A 24,794-nucleotide genomic window follows, 5' to 3' on the forward strand; every position below is an offset into this window, starting at 1 on the left:
ATCCGGCAGATCGCCCGAAGCTGCCTGTATCTCCTCCCATAGCAGCTCCCGCAAATGCGCGTCATTGGCGGCAGAACGGAGAAAATCAATGGCCTTGTTATGCGCCACCCTGAACAGAAATGCATCAAAGTGCTGCACCTGCGTCAGCAACTCACGGCCTGTCCATATCTTCATAAATACGTCCAGCACCAGTTCTTCCGCTACCTGCTCCGATTTGATAAACCGGGAAATGTAGTGGAACAAACGGCCACGATACTGGTCAAATAAAGCCCTGAAAGCTCTTTCATCGCCCGCCGCTATCTCCTGCAGGCTCACCTGTTCATAATTTAATACTGCCACTGGCTAAGGAATATCAGGTAAATATCAAGTGTGAAAAGCTATTGTAAAATCCTGTGCAACAATTATCTGGTCTGTGAAAATGCTGGTGTATTAATATTCTGGCTGATTCGAGTAAAACGTTTTAGTTTTCATGTCAAACGTAGAATAAAAAAATTAATCAACCAAATCAGACTATGTTATAGGGAGATTTATACCGGTAAACATTGGTGTGGTTTATATGTTTACATTTAGTATACTGAATACGATATTTACTGTTATGGCAGATACAATCAATCCGGGAAAACAGATCAGAACCGCAGTACCCCGCACTGCGCAGGGAGATTGCAGCGTTTCGCCGAAACGCCCTTCCATACTGACTTACATCAGGGAGTCAAACCGTGGCCGTATCAAACAGCTGATACCCATCCGCCACGGACGTATGAGCGCATCGCCATTTGCCTTTTACAGGGGCACTGCCGGCATCATGGCACACGACCTCTCCTTTCTGCCCCATACAAAGTTGAAAGTACAGGCCATTGGCGACTGTCACCTCATGAATTTCGGCGGCTACGCCACCCCGGAGCGCACCCTTATCTTTGATGCCAACGACTTCGATGAAACTCTCCCCGCACCCTGGGAATGGGATGTGAAACGCCTGGCCACCAGCTTTGTACTCGCCGCCAGAAACAACAGTATGAGAGAAGCCGACGCCCGCGACATGGCCATACACATGACGGCATCCTACCGCCAAGGCATATACGAATTCGCTGCCATGCCCGCACTCGACCTCTGGTATATAAAATTTGAAATGCACCAGCTCATGAACAACACGTCCAGCGAAAAGATCAGACAACTGCTGAAAGACGCCATCAGCAAAGCAGAGAAGGCGACACCGCAACAGGTGCTTTATAAGATTACACGCAACGTGCGCGGCTCTTACGAAATTGCAGACCAGCCACCACTCGTCTATCACCCTATCAAACTGGAAAAAGAGAAAGCCGCTATCAGGGTCTTCCTCGAAAGCTACAGCCGCTCCCTGCAAGCCGACAGGCGATTCCTCTTCAGTAAATATCACCTCGTGGATATCGCCCTGAAAGTAGTAGGCGTAGGCAGCGTAGGCACCCACTGCATGATAGCCCTCATGATGAATGAAAAGAATGAACCGCTGCTCCTGCAGGTAAAAGAAGCCCGGCGCAGCGTATTGGAAGACTATACCGCCCAAAGCAGGTACAAACATCCCGGCGAGCGCATCGTGCAAGGCCAACGCCTCGTACAGGCAGCCAGTGACATCTTCCTGGGATGGAGCTCCGACCTCGATGGAAAGGATTATTATCTCCGCCAGCTGCGGGATCGCAAAATAACACCGGATGTAACCCGCTTCGACAAAGAAGTAATGATGGCCTATGCAGGGCTCTGCGGCCGTGCACTGGCCCGCGCCCACGCCAAAACAGGCGATGCAGGTATGATCAGCAGCTACCTGGGCAAAAGCGATGTCATGGACCTTGCTATAGGAAAGTTCGCCGTTGCCTATGCAGATCAGACGGAGAAAGACTTTGAAGCATTCGTCAAAGCCATTAAAGCAGGGAAACTGCCAGTGGAAAAAGTTTAGTTATTATCAGGTGCACTATGGCTATTGTTGCTGCCGCTATGCCTGTTACCATTGCGGTTATGAGGCCTGCGGTTACCGCTTCTGCTATCCGGCCTGCGTTTCGGCCGCTGACTGGCAGGTCTGGGCGCAGTGGCCACTTCAGGATTACGCGCCCCCGTTTGTACAACCTCCTCAAAAGGATGGCTCACCGCGGGTATGGTTTGCTTAATCAGCTTATTGATACTGAACAAAAACGGCCTTTCTTCCGCAGCACAGAATGACAATGCCACACCCGCCGCTCCGGCTCTGCCGGTACGGCCAATACGGTGCACATACGTTTCAGATACATTGGGCAGATCAAAGTTGATCACATGCTCCAGCGCATCCACATCAATACCTCTCGCCGCAATATCAGTAGCCACCAGCACGCGAAGGCGTCCGTTCTTGAAGTTGCTGAGCGTAAGCTGACGGGATGTCTGCGACTTGTCGCCATGCAAGGCATCCGCACTCACATTGCTCTTACGCAGGTTCTTCGCAATTCTGTCTGCACCATGCTTAGTCTGCGTAAACACAATAGTCCGCCTGATATTTTTATCTTGCAGCAGATAATCCAGCAACTGCTGCTTATCTTTCTTCTTCACAAAATACACAGACTGCTCTATCCTCTCCGCTGTTGACGACACCGGCGTAATGGTCACTTTTTCCGGGTTATACAACAACGAATTGGCAAGCTTGGAGATATTGGGTGGCATAGTAGCTGAGAAGAAAAGGGTCTGCCGCTGGTCTGGCAGCTCACGGATGACCTTCTTAATATCATTAATAAAACCCATATCCAGCATCCGGTCCGCTTCATCCAGCACAAATACCTCCAGGTGACTCAGGTAAATATAGCCCTGGTTCATCAGATCCAGCAGGCGGCCCGGCGTGGCAATGAGAATATCCGTACCATTACGCAAGGCAAGGACCTGGCTGTGTTGTGGCACACCCCCGAAAATAACATCATGCTTAAGACCAGTATGGCGGCCATAAGCTTCAAAGCTTTCGTCGATCTGAACCGCCAGTTCCCTGGTAGGTGTCAGTATCAGTGTCCGTATATGCTTATATCCCTGTACAGCAGATCTGGTGTTGTACAACTGTTGCAGAATAGGAATAGCAAAAGCAGCGGTTTTACCGGTGCCTGTCTGGGCGCAGCCCAGGAGGTCTTTCCCCTGCAATACTACAGGGATAGCCTGTTGTTGGATGGGGGTTGGCGTAGTATAGCCTTCTTTCTTGATCGCTTTTAAAATAGGTTCAATCAACCCTAATTGCTCAAACAGCATATAATTATTCAAGTTCTGTAATAAAATAGAACGCCTTCACATAATATACCAGGCGTATCATAATTGAGGAGAGCAGTAAAGAAATGAGTTCCGGACAGGAGAAGAAAAGTGTTTCAGTGCTTTATGCCTTTATCTCAACATACAAGTGCAAAGGTATGGTTTTCCTTTCAGAATGCCCTATTGGACAAAAACTACTCATTTTTTTAACATAAAAGGCCGCTACAGGCGGCCTTTTACACAATTTATTTGGCTGTAGCCGCTTCTTCCGGCTTCGATTTAGGCTCTTCATTGCCATGATGGCAGGTATAACACGTTACCGCCATCACTTCCGTATTCTTAAAGAATTTCTTATTAATACGTTTTGTCATACGCATCATATCACGGGCCACATCCTTATGCGGATTGTCATTACTGGCGAAGTCCAGCTTCTTGGCATCGTCCTTCTGTGCTGCATGACAGAAGTTACATTTCACGCCCAGGGCGGCATTGAATGAGCGCATAACCGTCATCAGCTCATCATGACTGATATTTTTAGGCAATACCTTCAGGTTCTTCGCCTTTTCATGTTCATGGTCCTGGGGTAAGGCCAGGGAACATAGCGTCACCGCAGCTGACAAAGCGGCTACTACTATGAAAGTTTTCTTCATTTTCATGACCAATGGGTTTTAAGTATAATGCTTCCTTGGCCTGAATCTACAAAAAATAAGATTGGCTGCAGCATTTTTTTGATAACCCGCTCGTTTATATTTTATATCTTAACTGTGTTATCTTCACTACTACAGTTGATATTCCAAAAAATCCACACCATGAAAAAAGTTACCGGTATTGGCGGTATTTTCTTTAAATGCCAGGACCCACAGAAAGTAAAAGACTGGTACCAGCAACACCTCGGATTAAATACAAACGATTACGGCGTCAGCTTCACCTTCCGGGAAGACGATGATCCGGAAAAACAAGGCATCCTGCAATGGAGTCCCTTTCCTGCAAATACAGAGTACTTCTCCCCGTCTTCAAAAGAATTTATGATCAACTACCGCGTAGAAAATCTAACCGCCCTGGTAGAAGAACTCAAAAAAGAAGGCGTTACCATACTCGATGACATTGCAGATTACGACTATGGAAAATTCGTACACATCATGGATGTGGAAGGCAATAAAATAGAGCTGTGGGAACCGAAAGACTGATTCCCGTCTAGAAGAAATAAAACCAATAAAACGGATCGTTTATATCAATCGGGAAGCTATGTATCATCCATCTGGTGTGCATAGCATAATCTGTTTGCAGAAAGTTTAATTGCAGACATATGCTCAATGCGCCTTGTTCTGCGGTCAGAACAATCGGCTCTGTTACCATATCGCCACAGCGCCGGTAACGGATTACAACGAACAACCAGTCTACGCACCGGCTTCACTACCGTTTTCGGTCGACACATTTTCGTCAGCTCCGCAATAATCACATCATTGGGCATACCCGCCCGTAACAACAGTAATGCCTTCCCGGTGAGTTGCCTGTAAAAGGTATGTATCTTTACCGGTATTCCCCAACAACACCAAGTATTTGAATACTATACTTTCCTTGTGCTCCCCTACCGTTCCCTGCCTCCAGCTATGGGTCTACTAAGGATCAAAGGCCTGTCAACTCCCTATTAAAAGCGCACTTCCCTTAGTTCTCCTCCGCTGCTTCTCCTCCACTCCCTTACCGCTTTCAGCAAGATCCGGGTTTTCTCCTTTCCATAAGGACGATAATTTTATCACCCCATAACAAGTTATTTTTTAAACAGAAGCCAAATGTCGAGGGCTGTTCACTCCTGAACGGCCCCTTCCTTTTCAGGGGGTAAACATAAAAAAGGGCTGCCCACTCGTGAAGGACAGCCCATATTTGCTTATGAAAGAGGACCAGCACTTAAAAGCGCCCGCCGATATACACAAGGATAGTCGTAACGCAAACAATCAAAGATTGTCTACACATAATTTATTATACACAAGTTCGTCAGAAGAGATAGGCCAGATATATCCTGCTACTGAAGGCGGCACAGCAGGCACTGTACTACTCTTCAACGGGAAAGGAATACCCTGGCGGATGATCTCAGCAGCTCTGAAACCTTCTCCCAGCAACTCGATATGTTTTTCCTTCTGAATGGCAGCAATCAATATAGCAGGGGTGCCAAAATCAGCTGCAGTAAAGGTCGTACTAGCATCAGAGCGGTTCCTTACTGCGTTCAGAATAGCAATGGCGGTAGGATCTACAGCATTAGCCACACGAACTTTTGCTTCTGCAAGATTCAGCAGCACTTCCGCATACCTGATCACCGGAATATAGTCCAGGTAAGGGCTTGGCTGAGGATACTTCAGCAGCCAGGATTTACCTGCTGCCGTTACGATGAATGTACGGCGCGCATCAGCTGCCTTCCAGCCTGCATCTGCAATGATACCGGTAGCGCTCAGGGAATATTCGCCGTTACCACCGGCAGAACTGGGAGAAAAGTAATACCCCAGCTGTGTCTGCGTTCCGGGGAAGTCGCCGGGAGACTGCGTGAAAGGCATTGACAGCACTGCTTCCGGACCACCATACTTCGGTGTGAACACAGTAGCAATACTCGGCTCCAGCTTATAACCAACCGGTGAATTGAAAGGCGCTGTAGCTGATACGATCTTGCCCGCTTCCGCAATTACTTTATCATACTGCTCCATATAGAGGTATGCTCTGGTTTTCAATGCCACCGCACTGTAAGCATTCCCCTTACCGGTAATCTTCGCATTCTTTGGCAGCAACACTTCTGCCGAATCCAGATCACGGATGATCTGTGCCCATGTTTCATTCACAGTACTGCGTGCACGGCCATAGCTGCCTAACTTTGTAATAGCTTCCCAGCGCAATACCAGGCCAAGCTTGGTTCCGGCGGCATCCCAGTGAGGTCTTGTAAATAACTGTGCAAGCGCCATGTAGGTGAGCCCTCTCACAAACTTGGCATCGCCTGCATATATCTTACCGATAGAATCACCCACCACTTTGTTGCCTAGGGCATTCATCCCTGCAAGGAACACGTTGGCATTGTTAATCGCCATATATCCCTGTGACCAGATCTCTTTCACTTCCTGCGCCTCGCCGGTGGTGCTCATTTTCCAGGAAGCATTCAACGTAACGTTATTGGTCAGCTCATTCACAAAATCTTCCCCCCTCACCTCATTCGCGATAATAACTTTTCCTCCGAGGAACTTACCATTCTTCATCACGGTATATAACCCGTTGGATTCACCGGCTATACGTTCTTTGGTTTCAAATGCGCTGAAATCAGGAACGTTGGTCGTAGGCACCGGATCAAGCAGGTTCTTCTGGCATGCTCCCAATCCTGTTATAGCTGCTGCTACTATATATATGCTGTATTTTCTCATCTTCGTTCGGTTTAGAAATTAACATTTAAGCCCACTGTGATCGTACGGCCATTGGCAAGTGTGTTACGGTCCACACCCTGGCCGGAGGCATTGTTACCGTTAGATGAAACTTCCGGATCAGGACCAGGATACCTGGTAATAACAGCCAGGTTCTGCGCTCTTACATACACTTTAGCGCCGGTCATATGCGCTCTCTTCAGAAAATCTTCCGGTAAAGCATAGCTCAGTCCAACAGTACGCAGCTTAAGAAAATCTCCTTTGAACACATTCGCAGCAATAGCAAAGGAAGATCCATTGGAAATGTTATCACCATTAATAAGTTTAGGTATCTCTGTCTTATCGCCCGGATTCTTCCATCTGCTCAATACGTCAGTACTGTTGTTCCAGTAACGCTGGTCTTTCAGACCAGCATAGCTGCCATAGTACACGTAGAATCCCGTCTGATAAGTGAGCAATACATTCAGCTCAAAACCTTTGTAGCGGAAGGTATTCTCAAAACCACCCACGAATTTCGGGTTAGTGTTTTTATACGCCACGGCATCTTTCACACCAACAGCCGGGGCAATTTTTCCGTCTGCATACTTATACTTATCGTTACCGACATTAGAGAAGTAAACCTCTTCTCCCGCAGCATTAATAAAGATCCTTCTGCCTGTTTCAGGATCCACACCTTTGGTACGTACCACATACAACATACTGGCAGGATACCCAACTTTATTAATACTGGTTTGTTCCAGCGAACTGGTTACAAACGGAATAGCGTTTACATCCCCTGCCAGCTCTGTTACTTCATTCTTGTTGTAGGCAATATTGAAGGAAGAAGTCCAGGAGAAGTTCTTGCTGGCAATAACACCGGCATTCACATCAAACTCCACACCTTTGTTATACATCTTGCCCATGTTGGCCGGTATAGTGGCAACAGAGCTGGTGGAAGGAATACCGGCAGAAGGTATCTGCGGTACGTTCAGAATCAAACCGTCGATATTGTTATGATAGTACGCGATATTACCGGTAATTCTGTCATTCAATATACCAAATGAAACGCCGATATCAGTTTTCTTACTTACTTCCCAGCTCAGATCAGGGTTACCTGCCTGATTGAAATAGAGCGATGGGCTGCCCCCATATGGTAACGCCCTGTAAAGCGTCATGAAGCTGTAGTCGCCCAGTCCGTTAAAGTTACCGACCTTACCATAGCTTCCTCTCAGTTTCAAACTACTGAACACTTTGCTGATACCGCTATTCACCCAGAAGTCTTCTTTGGCAATTTCCCATCCGGCAGAAAAGCTATAGAAGGTACCTTTCTTCTTGTTGGGACCAAACGCTGAATATTGGTCCTGTCGAAGGTTTGCACTGAAGTAGTATTTCTCCTTGTAATTATAGTTAAGACGTGAGAATGCTGATAACAGGTAATTTTCTGAACGTAACATACCGTTCGACAGGTCTGTTACCCAGCCACCTCCTGCATTATTGAAATAATCATCCATCTGGTTCTGGCGTTTGATACCGAAATTTTCACGCTGATCGCGCTGCTGTTCTGTACCCAGCAACAAGCTGAAGTTATTTTGTCCGAAGCTGTGATCAAGTTGCAGTGTATTGGTCCACAACCATCTTTTATACTGACTGTGAGTACTTGTGGCGTCACCATTGGATGAAAAGCCGTCTCCCTGTTTGTTGTTCAGATACACATCATTATTCATGAGCACATAGTCTATACCATACTGGGTACGTAATGTAAACCAGTCCCAGGGTTTCAGTTGACCATAAATGCTGCTCTGAATATGGTTTGCGTCTGTGTTCGAATGATCCAGGTCGAGCAATGTTTTGGGGTTGTAGATACCAACGGGCAATGTGTTTTTACCGCCGCCAATGTTGGCGCCGCCATTGGTATTGTAGGTACCGTCGGGGTTATAGGGTCCTACGATGGGGGAAGTGAGGAAAGCCAGCCTGGCCAAGCCACCGGAGTTAAATGCTTCTCCTTCCAGTGATCCGGAAGATCCGGAGATCAGGCTCTGTTCATTGGAGAAAGAGATTTTACCCCCGGTAGAAAATATCTTACCTAGTTTCTGATCGAGATTGACGAGAATGTTTTTACGAATGAAATCATTTCTCTTTAGGATACCTTCCTGTTTGGTGTAACCGGCAGAAAGATAATAACTGGTGTTCTCAGTGCCACCGGAAACACCGAGGCTGTGGCTGTGAGAAACAGCCTGGTCGCGGTATACTACATCCAGCCATTTTGTATCGATAGTATTTCCGTTCGCATCTTTGTTTTCCACATAACGCCTGGTGCTGCCTGCATTAGCAAGACCTTCATTCTTCACTTCAAGATACTGCGCAGCATTCAGGATAGAAGGCAGGCGTGTAGGTTTCGTGAAGCCCACCCAGCCATCGTAGGAAACGCGCAGTCTGCCTGCTTTACCCTTCTTTGTTGTGATCAACACCACACCGTTGGCGGCGCGGCTACCGTAGATAGCGGTGGCTGCTGCATCTTTCGCAATGTCGATAGACTCAATATCAGTAGGATTGATACTCCCCAATGGATTCAGCGGCGCATTGGAAGAACCCACATCACCGGTAAAAGTAGGAATCCCATCCACCACGATCAGCGGGTAGGCGCTTAACGATAATGAATTGGCGCCCCTGATACGGAATACCGGCGGGTTGTTCACCACGCCGTTGGGTACAGTAATCTGTACTCCTGCAGCACGGCCGCCCAGACCAGCTTCAAAGCTCTGCACCGGCAATTCCGCCACCGCATTACCTTTGATGGAAGCAATATTACCTGTTACCTCCTTCCTGCGCTGTGTACCATAACCAACTACCACCACTTCGGAAATAGCCTTGGTATCGGCTGACAATACAATAGTGCCGAGGTTATCAGCTCCCACAGGAACTGTCTTGGATTCGTATCCCACAAAGGAAATCCTTACCGCTTTGGATTCTTTAGGTACAGAGAGGGTAAATGTTCCTTTCGCATCAGTAACAGTACCGGATTTACCTCCGGGAAGGCTTACAGAAACGCCCGGCAGCGGGCTGCCTGCCTCGTCTGTAACCTTTCCTGAAATGGTGCGATGGGATTGAGCCAGCAGGGTTGTTGCTATTAACAGCATGCTGACTACCACGAGTAATAGTTTCCTCATGTAGATTCAGATTTTGGTTGTTGTTAAAAAATATCCTTGTATGCGTTGTGTTACATTTCTATAGGCATGTAATAAAAATAAAAGAAATATTTTATCTTTTTAGTGTATTCACCCGCTCATGTATTTTTTTTGAGAAAACACTGTGTACCTTTAAGTAAAAATACCTTTATTTTCAACCCATTATATATTCAAAAGAGAATAAAAAAAAGTTTCATCATTAAATCAACGTATCATGACCAACTCTGGTAACCCTACTGGCCTCACTACCTCACAGGGCTGGGAAATAGGCATCAGACGTACGTTTCCATTCTCAGCTGAGAAAGCATGGGAAACTATTTTCAGTCAGCCGGTACTTGCTTCCTGGCTGGATGATAAGGTTAATATCCGCTTTCAGAAAAATGATACCTACACTGCTGCATCCGGGATCGCCATCACTGTTACCAGCGTAACAGAGGCAAAAGTGATACGCATGAAGTGGCAGCATGAAAATCAATCTCATGCCTCCACCCTGCAGATCAGGGTCATACCAGCCAAAGAGAAAGCAACCATCAGCTTCCACCACGAACACCTGGCGGATGGAAAAGAAAGAGAAGAGATGAAAATACACTGGGAGAATGTTCTGAACAAAATAGCATCCCTGGTGTTTTAACAGATCGTTATGCTATTTTAAGGTAATTATAATCATCCGCTATCACAGGACCCAGTACCTTTGTGTCGCATACAATGTTATAATACTGGCAGCAATTTATGAACGGTTTTAGTATAGTTAAAGGCCCCCAGCAACTGGATTTATTGCATCATGAAACATTAGCGGACCTATTTGCACACACTGTAAACCAGTATGGACATCATACCGCTCTTATCTTTCAGCAACAAGCACTTACCTACGCACAACTCGATCACTGGAGCAATGCGGTGGCAGTCCAGCTGCAATCCCAGGGCATTGGCCCCGGCAACGTGGTAGGCGTATGGTGGCCCCGCGGCCCAGAGCTGCATGCCGCCATCCTCGGTATCGTGAAGGCTGGTGCAGCCTATGTGCCACTTGATCGTGAGATGCCAGCTGAAAGAGTAGAAGGCGTACTTACAGAAGTGAAAGCAGCCGCCTGCTTCAGCGAAACTCCTTTGCAACTGGATGCACATATCCTTACTGTACCTCCGCTGCCAGACATACATGAACGGTTTCATTTACAGCCTGGCCCCGCTCCGGAAAATATTGCCTACGTGTTATACACTTCCGGCAGCACCGGCAAGCCTAAAGGCATCCCCATCAGCCATCGCCAGATCTGTCATCTTGTAAGGGCAGAACAGACAGTCCTGCAAGTCAATCATCACGATAAAGTATACCAGGGCTTCTCCGTATCCTTCGATATGTGGTGCGAAGAAACCTGGGTAAGCTATTTTGTCGGTGCCACATTGTGGGTAGCCGATGCCACCACCGCCAAAGCCATAGATGAACTGGGCGATACGCTGCGCAAAGAAAAGATTACCGTGCTGCACGCCGTACCCAGCCTGCTGGCAGTTATGGAAGACAACATCCCTTCCCTCCGCCTGATTAACGCCGGCGGTGAAGCCTGTACTCCACAGGTGTTGGCCCGCTGGGGTACGCCACCACGATTATTCTATAACAGTTACGGACCTACGGAGACTACTGTCAGCGCTACCTTCGCCGCCCTGAAAGCCGGCGATCCCATCACCATAGGACATCCGCTGCCCAATTATAATATGGCGGTAGTAGATGAACAACTCAATATACTTCCGCTCGGAGAACGTGGCGAACTCGTAATCACAGGCCCTGGTGTAGGCAATGGCTACATCGACAGGCCAGAACTAAGCAGAGAAAAATTCGTTCCCAAACCGGCCAGTATGATTGACCTGCCCGGAGATACCGTCTATCGCACCGGCGACGCGGCCATTATCCTGCCCGATGGCAGCATCGATTTCCAGGGCCGCCTCGACGATCAGATAAAACTACGTGGCTACCGTATTGAGCTGGGTGAGATTGAGAACAGGCTCAACACTCTTCCAGGCATTACCGCAGCTGCTGTCGCCGTTAAAAAAGATAACAATGACCAGGACCAGCTGGTTGGATATGTGATGAAAACAGCCGGACAGCTCTTCGATGAAAGTATCATCCGCGCCGACCTCGCCAAAGTATTGCCACCATATATGGTGCCCGGTGTGATCATGATACTGGAAGAGATGCCACGCCTTCCGAGCGGAAAAATAAACCGCAAGGCGTTGCCCGTACCACCTGCCTTCCTGCAGGCGGCCACGCACGAAGCCGTAGATCTTAACGCGCCCACACGCGAAAGGATCATGGCCATCCTCGCCAAAGTATTCCCCGACCGCACCATCGATCTGCAACAGGATTTCTTCACAGATCTCGGTGGTCACTCGCTGCTGGCTGCCGCTTTCGTATCAAGACTGCGCCGCGAAGCAAACATTCCACATGCCTCTCTCAAAGACATATATATCCACCGCCCGCTGCAATCGCTGATAGACACATGGAGCGAAGCACCGCAGACTACTCAGCGCACAGCACGCACCTTCAATAAGGTGCCCTGGTGGCGTCACCTTGCCTGCTGGACAGCTCAAACTATCTCACTGCTCATAATATTCGGATTGTTTGCTATGCAGATATTCCTCCCTTATCTCGGGTACTATTATGTAGAACAGGCTACCAGCAGCCTCGGCTATGCCATCATCACAGCATTGGGTATGTTCTGTTTATTGCCACCGGTATTCTCCGCGTTGATCATCACCACCAAATGGCTGGCAATTGGCAAAATGAAAGCCGGCGATTATCCACTGTGGGGTACCTATTATTTCAGATGGTGGCTGGTGAAAACTGTGCAACGACTCATGCCGGCACAGTTCCTCAACGGTACGCCGCTTTACCCGGTATACCTGCGTATGCTGGGCGTGAAGATTTCATCGGATGCGCAATTGGGCGCTGTTACCATTGGTGCAGAAGACCTGGTGACCATCGGCGCTGATGTGAGCATCAGCTCTCAAGCGGTCATCAACAACGCCTGGGTGGAAGACGGCCTGCTGAAATTACGGCCCGTACATCTTGGCGACCATGCCTATATCGGCAGCAGTGCCATATTGGCTGGAGATACGATAATGCAGGACTGGAGTGAATTACAGGATCTCAGTTATCTTCCTCCTAACAACACCATCGCCTCTGGCGAAATATGGCATGGCAGTCCCGCACAACTCAAAGTAAAAAAAGAGATCAGTGAATTACCGCAACCATTGGAGGTTTCAAAGGCAACACGCAGAAAATACAATCTTATCTTCTCCTTGTTCCTGCTGGTATTTCCATTCACCGTACTACTGCCGTTGCTGCCCACCATCATCATTCTGAACAGACTTGATAATGCTGCGCCGGACTACAATTTCAACTATATGGTGATCACGCCATCGCTGGCGCTGAGCTATATTATACTCTTCGCCGCACAAACGGTGATACTTACAAGGTTATTGCAATGGGGCCTGAAACCCGGTACCTATCCGCTCTACAGCCTGTTCTATGTACGCAAGTGGTTCGCAGACCAGCTGATGTCACTTTCGCTGATAGTTATACATCCTATCTTTGCCACCGTGTACATCGCTACATTATTCCGCGCCCTCGGCGCCAGAATAGGCACCAACACGGAAGTATCTACTGCCAGTAGTGTAACGCATCCGCTGCTCGAGATCGGCGACGGCGCATTCGTCGCTGATGCCGTTACACTTGGTGAATCAGATGTACGTGCGCAACAACTTACACTTGAAAAAACAATTATCCGCAATAACAGCTTCGTAGGTAACAGTGCATTGATACCACAAGGCTATGTGCTGCCGGAAAACATGCTGATAGGCGTGTTGTCTACACCGCCCAGCAAAGAACAACTGGCAGCCAGCACCGCGCGCGACTGGTTCGGATCACCGGCCATTGCCCTGCCACGACGTCAGGAAAGCCGCTTCTTTCCACCGGAACTTACATCCAATCCATCGCCACTGCGCAAGCTGGCAAGAGGCATCGCCGAATTCATCCGCATCCTCATCCCGGAAACAGTAGTGATCTGTTGCAGTATCCTCTTCATCGCCTATGCGCATGATCTGGTTACAGATAAGCCCCTGTGGATGATTCTCCTGCAATTCCCTTTCTATTACCTTTTCTTTCTGGGATTGCCCGCATTCTTTTTCACCGTAGTGATGAAGTGGATACTCACAGGTAATTACAGACCCATACAAAGCCCAATGTGGACCTCCAAGGTATGGCGCAGTGAAGGTATCACCTCCACGTATGAAGCGCTCTCCGTACCTTTCCTCATGGAATACCTGAAAGGTACACCGTGGCTGCCCGTACTACTCAGACTGCTGGGCGTAAAAACCGGCCACCGGGTATGGATGTACACAACAGACATCACTGAATTTGATATGGTGGAGATAGGAAGCGATACCGCATTGAATGAAGACAGCGGCCCACAGACTCACCTGTTTGAAGACAGGGTAATGAAGATAGGGCCCATCAAAATAGGCCAGCGTAGCAGCATTGGGGCCCGTTCCATCATTCTGTACGACAGTGAGATCGGCGACGACGTGAACCTCTCTCCATTATCGCTGGTCATGAAAGGAGAAAAACTGCAGTCCGCCACTGACTGGACAGGCAGTCCTGTAAAACCTTTATAGTAAAACAGATGCTCACTATTACGCCTATACGCATCCGCGAACACTATACGCTCATTTCATCCATGATGGAAGGACTGCATAATAATGAACACTCCTTGTTCTCTAAAACTGCGTCCTGGCAAAGTATTGAAGCGGATTATATGCAGCACGTCATCTCCACACAGGACGAATGCGATGGCACCTGCCTGATGGCTTATATGGCGGAAAAGCCGGCAGGATTTATCTTCGGCTATGTAGAAGAAGCTGATGAAAGCCGCATAGAAGATTATACCGGCAACACCCTGTATGTATCTGACGGTTATGTGGTTCCGGAATTCCGCCGCCAGGGCATCTACCGGCAACTTAACGATGTAATGGAAAAAACCTATATCGCCAAAGGTATCAGGCGTCTGGTAAGATATACGCTGAGCAACAATCTCCGTATGCAACAGTTCCTGTCGTCACAAAAATATGAACCGGTAAGGCTGGTATATGAAAAGTGGCTCACGCCAGACGGCCAGGGAACTTATGATCTGTTTTGATTTTGCAATGCGAAGATTGTCTGAACTGTGATTTATGTGATTGTTTTGATTTTCCTGATGAGCGGAAAACATTGATGAATTAATGCAGTTTAATTGATAGAAATGAAGAACCCGTTTTGATGTTCAAAACGGGTTCTTCATTTCTATCAATATCATAATCTTTACTATTACCATTCGCTCATCAGGAAAATCAAAACAATCACATAAATCACAGTATACCTTTATATCGCATCAATGCTTCTACAAAATAATAATCTGCATACGTCAACGGAACATCCACTTCTGATTTATGTGGCAGCGAACCGACGCTGTGCATAAGGATAAAGTCGTTGTTTTCTCCTTCTTTCGCAAGATAAGCGGGGCTGCATAGGCTGATGAGCATTTTCTCGGCAGCCTGCCAGTAACGCTTGCTGTTAGCCTTATCAGTATAGCGGCTCAGCTCCAGTAATGCAGATGCAGTAACAGCGGCAGCGGATACATCGCGTGGTACATTGGGAATACCGGGAGCATCATAATCCCAGTAGGGAACGAGATCTGCCGGCATGTTGCGCTGACTGAGGATATAATCAGCGATGTGGCGCGCCTGATCGAGGTATGCCTTATCTTTTGTATCGCGGTACATCGCCGTATAGCCGTATAAGCCCCATGCCTGTCCACGAGACCACGCTGAGCCATCAGCAGCACCCTGGTGCGTTTTCTTCTGAAATACGGCGCCAGTAGCGGGATCATAATCAATAACATGATATGAGCTGTAATCCGGACGGAAATGATTTTTGATGGTGGTATTCGCATGTGTACGCGCAATCTGCTCAAACTGTTTGTCGCCACTCACACGGGTAGCCCAGTTCAGCAGCTCCAGGTTCATCATGTTATCGATGATTACCGGAAACTTCCAGGTACCATGATCCCATGATTTGATGCAACCAACTGTGGGATTGAAGCGCGTAGCCAATGATCTCGCACTGGTGAGCAGAATAGTTTTATAAGCAGTATCACCGGTGAAACGTAACGCATTACCATATGGGCAATACATCATAAAGCCCAGGTCATGTGTATGGGTGTTGTATTGTTCTTTCTTCACTAGTTCCATGCGCTTGAGCGCTTCTGCTTTGAATGCGGGATCTTTTGTGTATTCATAAAGATACCAGGTAGTTCCGGGATAAAATCCGGATGTCCACCAGCCGGAGTTAGAAGTCATCAGGCTGCCGTCTTTGCTGTTGGTTGTGCGCGGCAGTAGGCTGTCAGGCACATGTTTCATCATCAGCTTATACTGGCGTGCAGCAAATTGCAACGTTTCGTCGGCCTTGCGCAGTAACGCTCTATCTGTCTTGTTTTGCGCATACGTTTGCAGAAGGAAGGCGGGTAGCAACAGTATCGTAAAGAACAGGTTCTTTTTCATAATAACGTGATTGTAAATTTATTTACTTCTTCTTTCCGGCAGCCTTTACGGCGCCGGCGGTGGATTCGCGCGCTATCAGCTGGATAGGAATAATCTCCTGTGAATAACGTGGCACAGAGGTCTGTCTATTGGTAACCAGTTCCATCAGTGCGGCTACCACCCTTTCTCCCATCATGGCAGGAAACTGATCCACGCTGGTGATGGGCGGTGTTACGATCTCTGTGCGCGGGTCATTGGAGTACCCTACTATCTTCAGGTCTTCCGGTACGCGCAACCCGATCTTGCGGCAATATTCCATAATGGTGATGGCGGTAGTATCATTGGAGGCGAAGATCGCATCCGGATAAGGCTTCTGTGCAAATATCTTCTCACAGGTCTGCCAGGCGTTATCGCGCGTAAGCTCCTGATAAAAGACCCTGGATTTCTTAAACGGCAGCTTGTGCTGCTGTAAGGCATTCTTGTAACCGGAAACACGCTCCAGGTAAAGATTACAAGTCAATGGTCCGGATATATGCACAATGTCTTTGCAGCCTTTTTCTATTAAGTGGGAAGTAGCCGTAAACCCACCCAGGTAATCATCCCCCTTGATAACTTTTACATTGTAATCCTTCGGCACGCGGTCAAAAAACACCAGCGGAATATTGTTATCCCGGAAAACATCGAAGTGGGAGAAATCGGTGGTAGACAAGGTGGTAGACACTACCAGACCATCCACCCTGGCAGAATACAGCGTATTCACCAGGGTTACTTCCTGTTCATACGAATCGTTCGACTGGCAGATGATCAGGTTATAACCGTATTCCTGTAGTTTATTCTGAATGATGGTGCTGATGGTTGCGGGAAAAAACATGGATATGCGCGGCACTATCAACCCGATGGTCTTGCTCTTATTATTGCGCAGACCAGCAGCCAGTGCATTGGGACGGTATCCCAGCTTCCGCGCCATCTTCTTCACACGGTCTTTCGTACGTGCGCTGATGTTAGGATTATCGTTCAATGCGCGTGATACCGTAGACACTGACAGTTTCAGTTCTTCCGCAATATCAACGATCGTTTTTTCTGTACGTTTGCTCATGTATTGGCTATTAGCTGTAAAAGTACATATTATCTTCCCATCCAGCCACCGTCAACAGTGAGAATGGTACCATGTACATAATCGGAAGCCTTCGAGGCGAGGAATACAGTGGGTCCGGCAAAGTCTTCCGGCTCACCCCAGCGGCCTGCCGGTATACGGTCCAGGATAGAAGTGCTGCGCTTTTCGTCAGCTCTCAGTGCCGCCGTATTATCCGTGGCTATATATCCCGGCGCTATGGCATTCACGTTCACTCCTTTAGATGCCCATTCATTGGCGAAAGCTTTTACCAGTGATCCAACGGCGCCCTTACTCGCGGCATATCCAGGTACATTGATACCACCCTGGAAGGTCAGTAAAGATGCTGTAAATATAATTTTTCCTTTGCCTCTTTCAATCATTCCTTTACCGATTTCACGGGTCAGGATAAACTGCGCATTGAGATTAATGTTGATCACTTCATCCCAGTATTCGTCAGGATGCTCTGCAGCGGGCTTACGGAGGATAGTGCCAGCATTGTTGATAAGTATATCAATCACCGGGTTTTCCTCCTTCACCTTTTCAATAAAGGCGTACAATGACTCGCGGTCGGAAAAGTCACACTGGTACGCTTTGAAGTTCCTGCCCAGTGCCGTTACTTCTTTCTCCGCATCGCTGCCACTCAGCTCCAGTGATGCGGACACACCTATAACATCAGCGCCTGCCGCTGCCAGTGCAACGGCCATCGCCTTTCCTATACCACGCTTGCATCCAGTTACTAACGCGGTTTTCCCTTTCAGTTCAAACAGATCCATATCAATAAGTTTATTGTATCGTTACTTTCAGAGGTTCTTTGATCTTTTGGGCAAACGCTTCCAGATAATCAAACCATTGTTCAGCTGTCGCAATCCTGCCGCCCTTATTCCAGGCAGCTCCTGAATAATACACATATGGCTCATTGCCAGTCGCTGTACCAGGACTCAGCAAATGTACATTATCTGTTTTCATTCCGGCTACCGACTTCGGGAATACACAGCCCAGGCCAAGTGTACCGTCTTCTCCATGTACTGGTTCCCAGTAGCCCATCACGCCATTCTTCTCATCCAGCAGCACAGCGCCCGGCTCTTTACGTTTAACAATGCCCGTTACTACCGGCAGCGTATTGCCTTTGAAGTTGTATTGCACCCGCATGCGGTTGAGCTGAGAACCGGCATCCAGTGAGATAATCTTGGTTACAGATACGGCTGTATTACCAGCCTGCCAGGTATCGTAGGTCAGGGCAAAAGTAGTACGCAACGGTCCGTTGTCCAGCGTTTTCCAACTGCGGTAATTCTTCGGGAAATAAATAGTGTCCTTACCATAAGGCGCGGTATCGCCCGCACCAAGTGTAAGACCAACACTATAGAAGTCAATCCCCTGGCCATTATCATGATGATAATTATCGAGTTTATACCAGTTATCTATCACCAGGTCGTCTGTGCGTTTAGCCCAGACGTCAATGCCATAGGCCATTTCCTTCGGGAACTTTTCCAGTGCGGCGCCGTACATACGGTAAGCCATCCGATCATTCTCCCAGGCATAGTCGTCTTTGCGTTCCGGCACAAAACGGCCATAGACCATTGCTTTCACAGGGGCCGGCGTACCTTCAGACACAGCGAGGTTCAGACTGGAACCTGGTGCAACATTTACCAGCAGCAATACTTTCTGAGGTGTTTTGCTTCCTTCATAAGCCAGCTGCTGAGGTATTTCCTGGCCACTCAATACATCAGTTACCTTAAAGCTCTTCCTGGCTGCCTTACCCAGTTTGGCGGTAAACTGTGTATAAGGGATCTCAATTACTTCTTCTCTGTTAAAACCGGTGGTATTGTTGATGACAATGTTGGCAGATGAGTTCTTATGAAGATCATATTTGATCAGCTCAGAACCGGCTAACAGGAACGCGCCTACGCCGTATACCTCTGTATCATCGGCAGTGGCTTTTCCGGGAGCTGCCGCAATTACCTGCACAAAGCCCAGCTTCCCATTAGGTTGCACACATGCTGTGAGTGCCTGCCATCCCTTCTGTATCACTGGCAGAAAATCCTTTTCCGGGAGCAGTCCATTATTCACTCCCCACATTAACGCGTACACGTAAAAACCGGTACCACTTGTTTCCTTTGATGGATAGCTCTCAGGATCCAGCAGGCTGGCATGCCAGGTGCCATCAGCAGTCTGCAGGGATGCAATCTTATAAGCCATCTTTTTGTATAGCTCCCTGAAGCGGGCTTTTCCTGCGTAACTTTCAGGCATGTTGTCCATCATGCGTACCAGTCCGCCCATCACCCAGCCGTTTCCACGGCTCCAGAATACTTTAGCGCCGTTCTTCTCTTTCTGGTCAAAGAACCGCTGGTCACGGAAATACAAGCTATCAGCCTTATCAAAAAGGTAGTCGGTAGTTTTCCACCATAATTTGTCTGCGGTTTCCAGGTACCGGGAATCGCCAGTAACAGCTGATAAATAGGCCAATGCCGGCGGCCCCATAAACAGTGCATCACACCAGGCCCATTCACGGCGATGAATGCCATTCTTCCATTCCAGCCCTTCCGTATGCGGGGCTTCTGCAATACTGTCGGCCAGTTTCCGGAAACGATCTATCATTACAGAATCTTTATACACGGCATATAACTGTGAGTACATTTGCCCGATACAATAATCATCTGCAAAAAACCGCTCCGGCCCTGTATTCCAGTTATTGTCTTTTCCTACCTGTATCAGTCGCTGAATATAAAATGGATTGGAAGTGATCTTACTCAGCGCTACCATACCAGCATACATGGCGCCGTTAGTCCAGTCTGTCTGAGGGTTGGACCAACCTTTCGATGTAATGTTTCTCCATTGCCAGGAGGCCACTTTTTCCATTTGTGCTCTCACCAGCGGAGCGGTGAAAATATCTGTTGCAGAAAGCGGTCTTTCCTGTATAACCGATGTCTCTGCACGCGCCGGTGCTGTAGCCTGGAGGAGCAGCATACTGATCATGCTTCCTGCGAGAATTGTTTTCATCTTCATGATGATGGCTGTTATCAGTTATTAACGTAATTCAGTGATCTTACAGAAATCCATATCTCCATAATCCAGGTTCTCTCCGGCCATGCCCCAGATAAAAGTATAGTTGCTGGTACCTGCGCCTGAGTGAACTGACCAGGGTGGAGAAATCACTGCCTGCTCATTCTGCATCCAGATATGACGCGTCTCCTGCGGCTGCCCCATAAAGTGGCATACCGACTGCTCTGCGGGGATTTCAAAATAGAAGTATACTTCCATTCTCCTGTCGTGTGTATGCGCCGGCATTGTGTTCCATACGCTGCCGGGTTTTAGCTCAGTCATGCCCATCTGCAACTGGCATGTTTCCAGCACAGAGTTTACCAGGAGTTTGTTGATAGTTCGGTGGTTAGACGTTTCCAACGCACCCAGCGTTACTACATCCGCCTCGTTTCTTGACACCTTACGTGTTGGATAAGTACGGTGAGCAGGGGTGGAGTTCAGATAGAACTTCGCAGGGTTGCTGGCATCCTTGCTGTGGAATACTACTTTCCTGCTGCCTCTCCCAATGTATAATGCTTCCTTGAATGTGATGTCAAACTTTTCTCCGTCTACTTCTACCGTGCCATCTCCGCCAACATTAATCATACCCAGCTCCCTTCTTTCCAGAAAATATTCTGCTTTGAGGAGATCAATGGTTTCCAGAACCACAGATCCTTTCACCGGCATGGCGCCAGCGGTAAGATAACGATCGTAATGCGTATACACCCATGAGATCACATCTGCCTCAAATATTTTTTCAATAAGAAATGCCTGTCTTAACTGAGCAGTATCCATACTCTTTACCTCGTTAGGGCTGCTGGCATACCTCGACTCATACTTTGTGTTCATATACTATAATTGGATATTATTATGGGATTCCGACCATCTGTTGCTTGTCCAGAAAACCGGAGGTTAACTGATTATTGTTAATAATTGACATGGTAGTCTTTCTTCACCGGCTTTCCGGACCAGACCTTCTTTGCGGTCCATTCCGCTGCGGGAGCCGACCAGAAAGGATCCTGTTCAGGCAGCCCCAGTGCGAGGAAGCCGTTGGTACAGATATAAAGGCTACCTGTGGAAGTATATACATCCGCCACTTCAGGCTGATGACCACAGATGCCCAATTGCAACCAACCTTGTTGATCGAAAGTACCATTCATCTCAAAGATATTTTTCATAATGGCGGTCATTGCACAACGCACTTGTGCGGGTTCTATACCATCAGGCAGCTGATGATTCAGTGCCAACTGCACCAATGGCTGGAAAGCAGCGGTACGGTAAGTCATAGACCTCCCAAGCGCAGGGTAGGTACCATCCGGCGCAATCATGCGTTCCTGCAACTCTGCAAAGCGTTGCATGCGTTTGATCGCCTGGTCATAGTCTGCTTTACCCGCCTGCTTTTTATCCACCAGCACCTTCAACATGTCTGTAAACATAGGATGGATCACATAGCCATTGTAGTAATCCAGTGAAAACTGCGGGCCATCACTGTAGAAGCCATCGCCGGCATACCACTCCTGTATCTTTTTGGTAGCCACCATTGTTCTTAATGGTTCGTATTCCTCACCAATTGACAACAAAAACGCTTCCACCATACCAGCAAACAACAGCCAGTTATTATAAGCAGGCCTGATGCGGCGCAGTTCTTTCAATTCCTTTATCACATTAGATTTGGTAGTGTTATCCAGTGGTTGCCACAAGGCTTCCGGCGCACGCATGAAAGTCTGGCAGAGATAAGCAGCATCTACAAGTGGCTGTGCTTCAGAGCGGAAGTTGAGATAATCCGGAGCGGAAGGGTTCACACCATTGACGATGCCCTGCAATACCTGTTCCCGGAGCTGCTTACGGATCTTTCCTTCAGGGGTATTATCGTCCGGTAATGCCAGCCAGGGGGCCATTCCTGAAATACATCTGCCGAAGGCTTCCAGGTAGGTGACCTTCTCCACGGCAAGACCATAACCAGGACCTTTCTCCAGTGGCATATTCTTCTTAAGTGTGCCTTTGCTCATGTTCTCTACAACAGGGGTGGTTATACGCTGCAATAATTTTACATGGTACTGCCTGTCTGTAAGAGGCGCAGCTGTATTGTTCACTGTTTCACTATTTACCGCGGAAGCCAGTGTTCTTCCCGGTGCCATAGCGCCCGCCAGTCCCGCCAGCGGCGCAATTTTAATAAAATTTCTGCGTTCCAACTTGTTTACTTTTGTGTTAAAAGGATGTTTTCCCTGTACCAGTTTGACCCTTTACTCTCTAAATTAATGCAAACGTTTGCAAAATGCAAAGCTTTTGATAAAAAAAGATCATACACGGTCATATTACTACCTGCCCTGCATATCAAAACGAATTGAGTGCTTTCCGGTCAATGCCTGCTTACGGGCTACCAGACTCACTCTGATCACTTCATTTCCCCATACGGAAGACAATCGTTTATCATCCAGCTGCTGGTGGTCTGTCGCTACCTCAAAAAGTGAGGGGTCATAAGTGATCACCAGTTTGTTGCCAGCGTCCGTCAGCACAATCTTTCCTGCTGTCTGGTTATCCACCTCCAGCGCTGTCATAAAGTGCAGCCTGAACGGTTCTTTCCAGGCATTGAGTTTATATGTTTCTTCCAGTGTCAGGCTATTACGGGAAGGGCTGAATGCAAATGTCCGTTTCCACGAAGCCACCATAGCTTGTTCAGGGTAAGCTGCTGCAATATCCATACTTAGCACACGCCCATTCTTTCCATCATTGAACTGTACATCACTGGCGTGAAACTTACGTCCATCCTGTTGCTGTACACCATTGATATCCGGGCAGTTGTGCCACTGCGACTGCATATACCAGAGTTTGTAACGGTCTGCGCTGAAGGTTTGTTTGGTATAGGTGCCAACCCCCACGTCTATCACGGCAGGACGGCCATTCATATATAGTACGAAATTGCCTACGTCGTTATGGTTATGACTCTCCGCATTATGGCCTCCCTGTGCCGCAAAGAATAGTCCCTTTGCGGAGCCTTCCTGCGCACGCAGTGATAGCACCTGCAGATCGGGCAGCCAGTTCACCGGAGTGAAAGGCTCTGCCGGCCTGGTGGCCAGCAGAGCTGCCCTGGTTTCAATATCATAAATAAAAAAGGGTACGGAAGATGTGTTCAGCTTCGTGCTATCCTTTGTCGTCAGCCGGTAGAGATAAGCAGCAAAGTTTCTCAGCAGAGGATCATTGAAAGCTTCGCCATAGAGATACACTGTATGTGGAGGAGGAATAGCAATAGCAGAAGCATCCGCAAAATTCACAAAGCGGCTGCTGTCTATATGCATCTTGTAAATGTAGGCGCCTATCCTGTGGATCAGTTCATTGCTACCCAAGTTAAGCTGATGTCCAGAGGCACTGTTCAACCAGGTGATGAATTCGACCAGCTTGCCACCCGCATGCCCCCAGTAGGTAGGGCCTTCGTCGCAGCCACCGTCTTCAGGGTAAGCATTCACAAAATTATCTGCACTCCGGATCGCCTTTTCAATTACTTTGTTCCGTGTATCCGTTTCCTTTATGCTGAGCAGGGCAGTCTGTAACACATTGGTATTGATCCAGATATTCCAGTTGTTCACCATCCTGTTGCCGTAACCCATCCACCAGAAATCATTGCGTTGCAGAAATGGCGTGATTACACGTTGTTCCAGCTCCGTATCCACACGTCTGTTGAGCATGGGAGAAATCTTATCCAGTTCGTCACGAAACAGGAACTGTACCCAGCTCACTGCAGCGGCGGTTTCTCCAGCAACCAGATCTACTATTGGTTCTGCCGGATCAGGCAGTCCCGTTCCCGCCTTCTGTACACCTACATGTGCAGGCAGTACCCAGGTACTTTCTTCCAGGATGGCCCACAAACCATTTGCTATCTGCGGCAGATATTTGCCATGCCTGTCCGCCAGCTCATCTGCCACCAGGGCGGTTAGTACTTTACGGCGCTCCGACTGCAAAGCCTCAAAATGAGAACGGTTACCATTCACCTTGAATTCTAGATAAACCGTTGCAGGTAAGGAAGGCCAGTTGAAATCCATCACCTTATCAGCATCGCGGATAAGTGCTGCACGCGTGGCTTCCGGCAGCTGCTGCATCTTTGCCGTAATGAGTATTCGTTGGGCAGCCCTCCATTTGTCTATTTCTGCAAAAGCCTTTTCTGCCCCTCCCTGCCGCCAGGCTGCATACAGGTAATTACGTGGTGCACGCTCCTGCGCAAAAGAGATATTTCCATGCAGCAGCGCAGCAAACGTTATCAGTATACCCGTTATTTTTTTAGTGTACATCTGACAATTATTTTATGCAAAATAAAAAATGTATGCCACG

General features: G+C 48.1%; 17 protein-coding genes. 5 read left to right on the forward strand and 12 right to left on the reverse strand.

From position 1 onward, the window contains the following. A partial coding sequence (locus VM802_RS00145; protein WP_325526684.1) for an RNA polymerase sigma factor occupies positions 1-339 on the reverse strand: 339 nt, incomplete at its 3' end. A 256-nt stretch (positions 340-595) separates the two neighbouring features. On the opposite strand from VM802_RS00145, the gene VM802_RS00150 reads away from it, so the two are divergent. Further along, positions 596-1,927 (forward strand): DUF2252 domain-containing protein, encoded by a 1,332-nt coding sequence (locus VM802_RS00150; RefSeq protein ID WP_325526686.1) that lies wholly within the window; start codon positions 596-598, stop codon positions 1,925-1,927. On the opposite strand, the gene VM802_RS00155 is transcribed toward VM802_RS00150, so the two are convergent. Together VM802_RS00155 and VM802_RS00160 are read right to left on the reverse strand one after the other, a co-directional pair. Beyond that, positions 1,924-3,225 (reverse strand): DEAD/DEAH box helicase, encoded by a 1,302-nt coding sequence (locus VM802_RS00155; protein WP_325526688.1) that lies wholly within the window; start codon positions 3,223-3,225, stop codon positions 1,924-1,926. The genes VM802_RS00150 and VM802_RS00155 overlap by 4 nt on opposite strands. Positions 3,226-3,467: 242 nt before the next feature. Continuing rightward, positions 3,468-3,878, reverse strand: a complete 411-nt coding sequence (locus tag VM802_RS00160) for a c-type cytochrome (protein ID WP_325526690.1) — start codon at positions 3,876-3,878, stop codon at positions 3,468-3,470. Between the two features lie 153 nt (positions 3,879-4,031). On the opposite strand from VM802_RS00160, the gene VM802_RS00165 reads away from it, so the two are divergent. After that, the gene (locus VM802_RS00165) at positions 4,032-4,409 is read left to right on the forward strand and encodes a VOC family protein (protein WP_325526692.1); all 378 of its coding nucleotides are present in this window, start codon (positions 4,032-4,034) and stop codon (positions 4,407-4,409) included. Between the two features lie 765 nt (positions 4,410-5,174). On the opposite strand, the gene VM802_RS00170 is transcribed toward VM802_RS00165, so the two are convergent. After that, the gene (locus tag VM802_RS00170) at positions 5,175-6,617 is read right to left on the reverse strand and encodes a RagB/SusD family nutrient uptake outer membrane protein (RefSeq protein ID WP_325526694.1); all 1,443 of its coding nucleotides are present in this window, start codon (positions 6,615-6,617) and stop codon (positions 5,175-5,177) included. Between the two features lie 11 nt (positions 6,618-6,628). Beyond that, positions 6,629-9,760, reverse strand: coding sequence for a SusC/RagA family TonB-linked outer membrane protein (locus VM802_RS00175; protein ID WP_325526696.1), 3,132 nt, complete (start codon positions 9,758-9,760; stop codon positions 6,629-6,631). Between the two features lie 232 nt (positions 9,761-9,992). Here VM802_RS00175 and VM802_RS00180 point away from each other — a divergent pair, with 232 nt between their 5' ends. From VM802_RS00180 to VM802_RS00190, 3 genes are all read left to right on the forward strand, one after another. After that, positions 9,993-10,409 carry an SRPBCC domain-containing protein gene (locus VM802_RS00180; RefSeq protein ID WP_325526698.1) on the forward strand — a complete coding sequence of 139 codons (417 nt, stop codon included), beginning with the start codon at positions 9,993-9,995 and terminating at the stop codon, positions 10,407-10,409. Between the two features lie 98 nt (positions 10,410-10,507). Continuing rightward, positions 10,508-14,440 carry a Pls/PosA family non-ribosomal peptide synthetase gene (locus VM802_RS00185; RefSeq protein WP_325526700.1) on the forward strand — a complete coding sequence of 1,311 codons (3,933 nt, stop codon included), beginning with the start codon at positions 10,508-10,510 and terminating at the stop codon, positions 14,438-14,440. An 8-nt stretch (positions 14,441-14,448) separates the two neighbouring features. Next, positions 14,449-14,961 carry a GNAT family N-acetyltransferase gene (locus VM802_RS00190; RefSeq protein ID WP_325526702.1) on the forward strand — a complete coding sequence of 171 codons (513 nt, stop codon included), beginning with the start codon at positions 14,449-14,451 and terminating at the stop codon, positions 14,959-14,961. 208 nt (positions 14,962-15,169) lie between these two features. On the opposite strand, the gene VM802_RS00195 is transcribed toward VM802_RS00190, so the two are convergent. From VM802_RS00195 to VM802_RS00225, 7 genes are all read right to left on the reverse strand, one after another. After that, positions 15,170-16,360 (reverse strand): glucuronyl hydrolase, encoded by a 1,191-nt coding sequence (locus VM802_RS00195; protein ID WP_325526704.1) that lies wholly within the window; start codon positions 16,358-16,360, stop codon positions 15,170-15,172. 22 nt (positions 16,361-16,382) lie between these two features. Then, the gene (locus VM802_RS00200; RefSeq protein ID WP_325526706.1) at positions 16,383-17,435 is read right to left on the reverse strand and encodes a LacI family DNA-binding transcriptional regulator; all 1,053 of its coding nucleotides are present in this window, start codon (positions 17,433-17,435) and stop codon (positions 16,383-16,385) included. 29 nt (positions 17,436-17,464) lie between these two features. Continuing rightward, a complete protein-coding gene (gene kduD, locus VM802_RS00205) occupies positions 17,465-18,226 on the reverse strand; it encodes a 2-dehydro-3-deoxy-D-gluconate 5-dehydrogenase KduD (RefSeq protein ID WP_325526708.1) in 762 nt (253 codons plus the stop codon). A gap of 10 nt (positions 18,227-18,236) precedes the next feature. Beyond that, on the reverse strand, positions 18,237-20,456 hold the full coding sequence (locus VM802_RS00210; RefSeq protein ID WP_325526710.1) for a BT3233 family polysaccharide utilization protein: 2,220 nt from the start codon (positions 20,454-20,456) through the stop codon (positions 18,237-18,239). 21 nt (positions 20,457-20,477) lie between these two features. Next, a complete protein-coding gene (kduI, locus tag VM802_RS00215; RefSeq protein WP_325526712.1) occupies positions 20,478-21,320 on the reverse strand; it encodes a 5-dehydro-4-deoxy-D-glucuronate isomerase in 843 nt (280 codons plus the stop codon). Positions 21,321-21,397: 77 nt separating this feature from the next. Further along, positions 21,398-22,663 (reverse strand): DUF2264 domain-containing protein, encoded by a 1,266-nt coding sequence (locus VM802_RS00220; RefSeq protein ID WP_325526714.1) that lies wholly within the window; start codon positions 22,661-22,663, stop codon positions 21,398-21,400. A gap of 126 nt (positions 22,664-22,789) precedes the next feature. Then, complete coding sequence (locus VM802_RS00225; RefSeq protein WP_325526716.1) at positions 22,790-24,754, reverse strand: heparinase II/III domain-containing protein; 1,965 nt, start codon at positions 24,752-24,754, stop codon at positions 22,790-22,792. Between the last annotated feature and the right edge of the window lie 40 nt (positions 24,755-24,794).

Source organism: Chitinophaga sp., assembly GCF_035538455.1.
In the GTDB taxonomy this organism is placed as follows: domain Bacteria; phylum Bacteroidota; class Bacteroidia; order Chitinophagales; family Chitinophagaceae; genus Chitinophaga.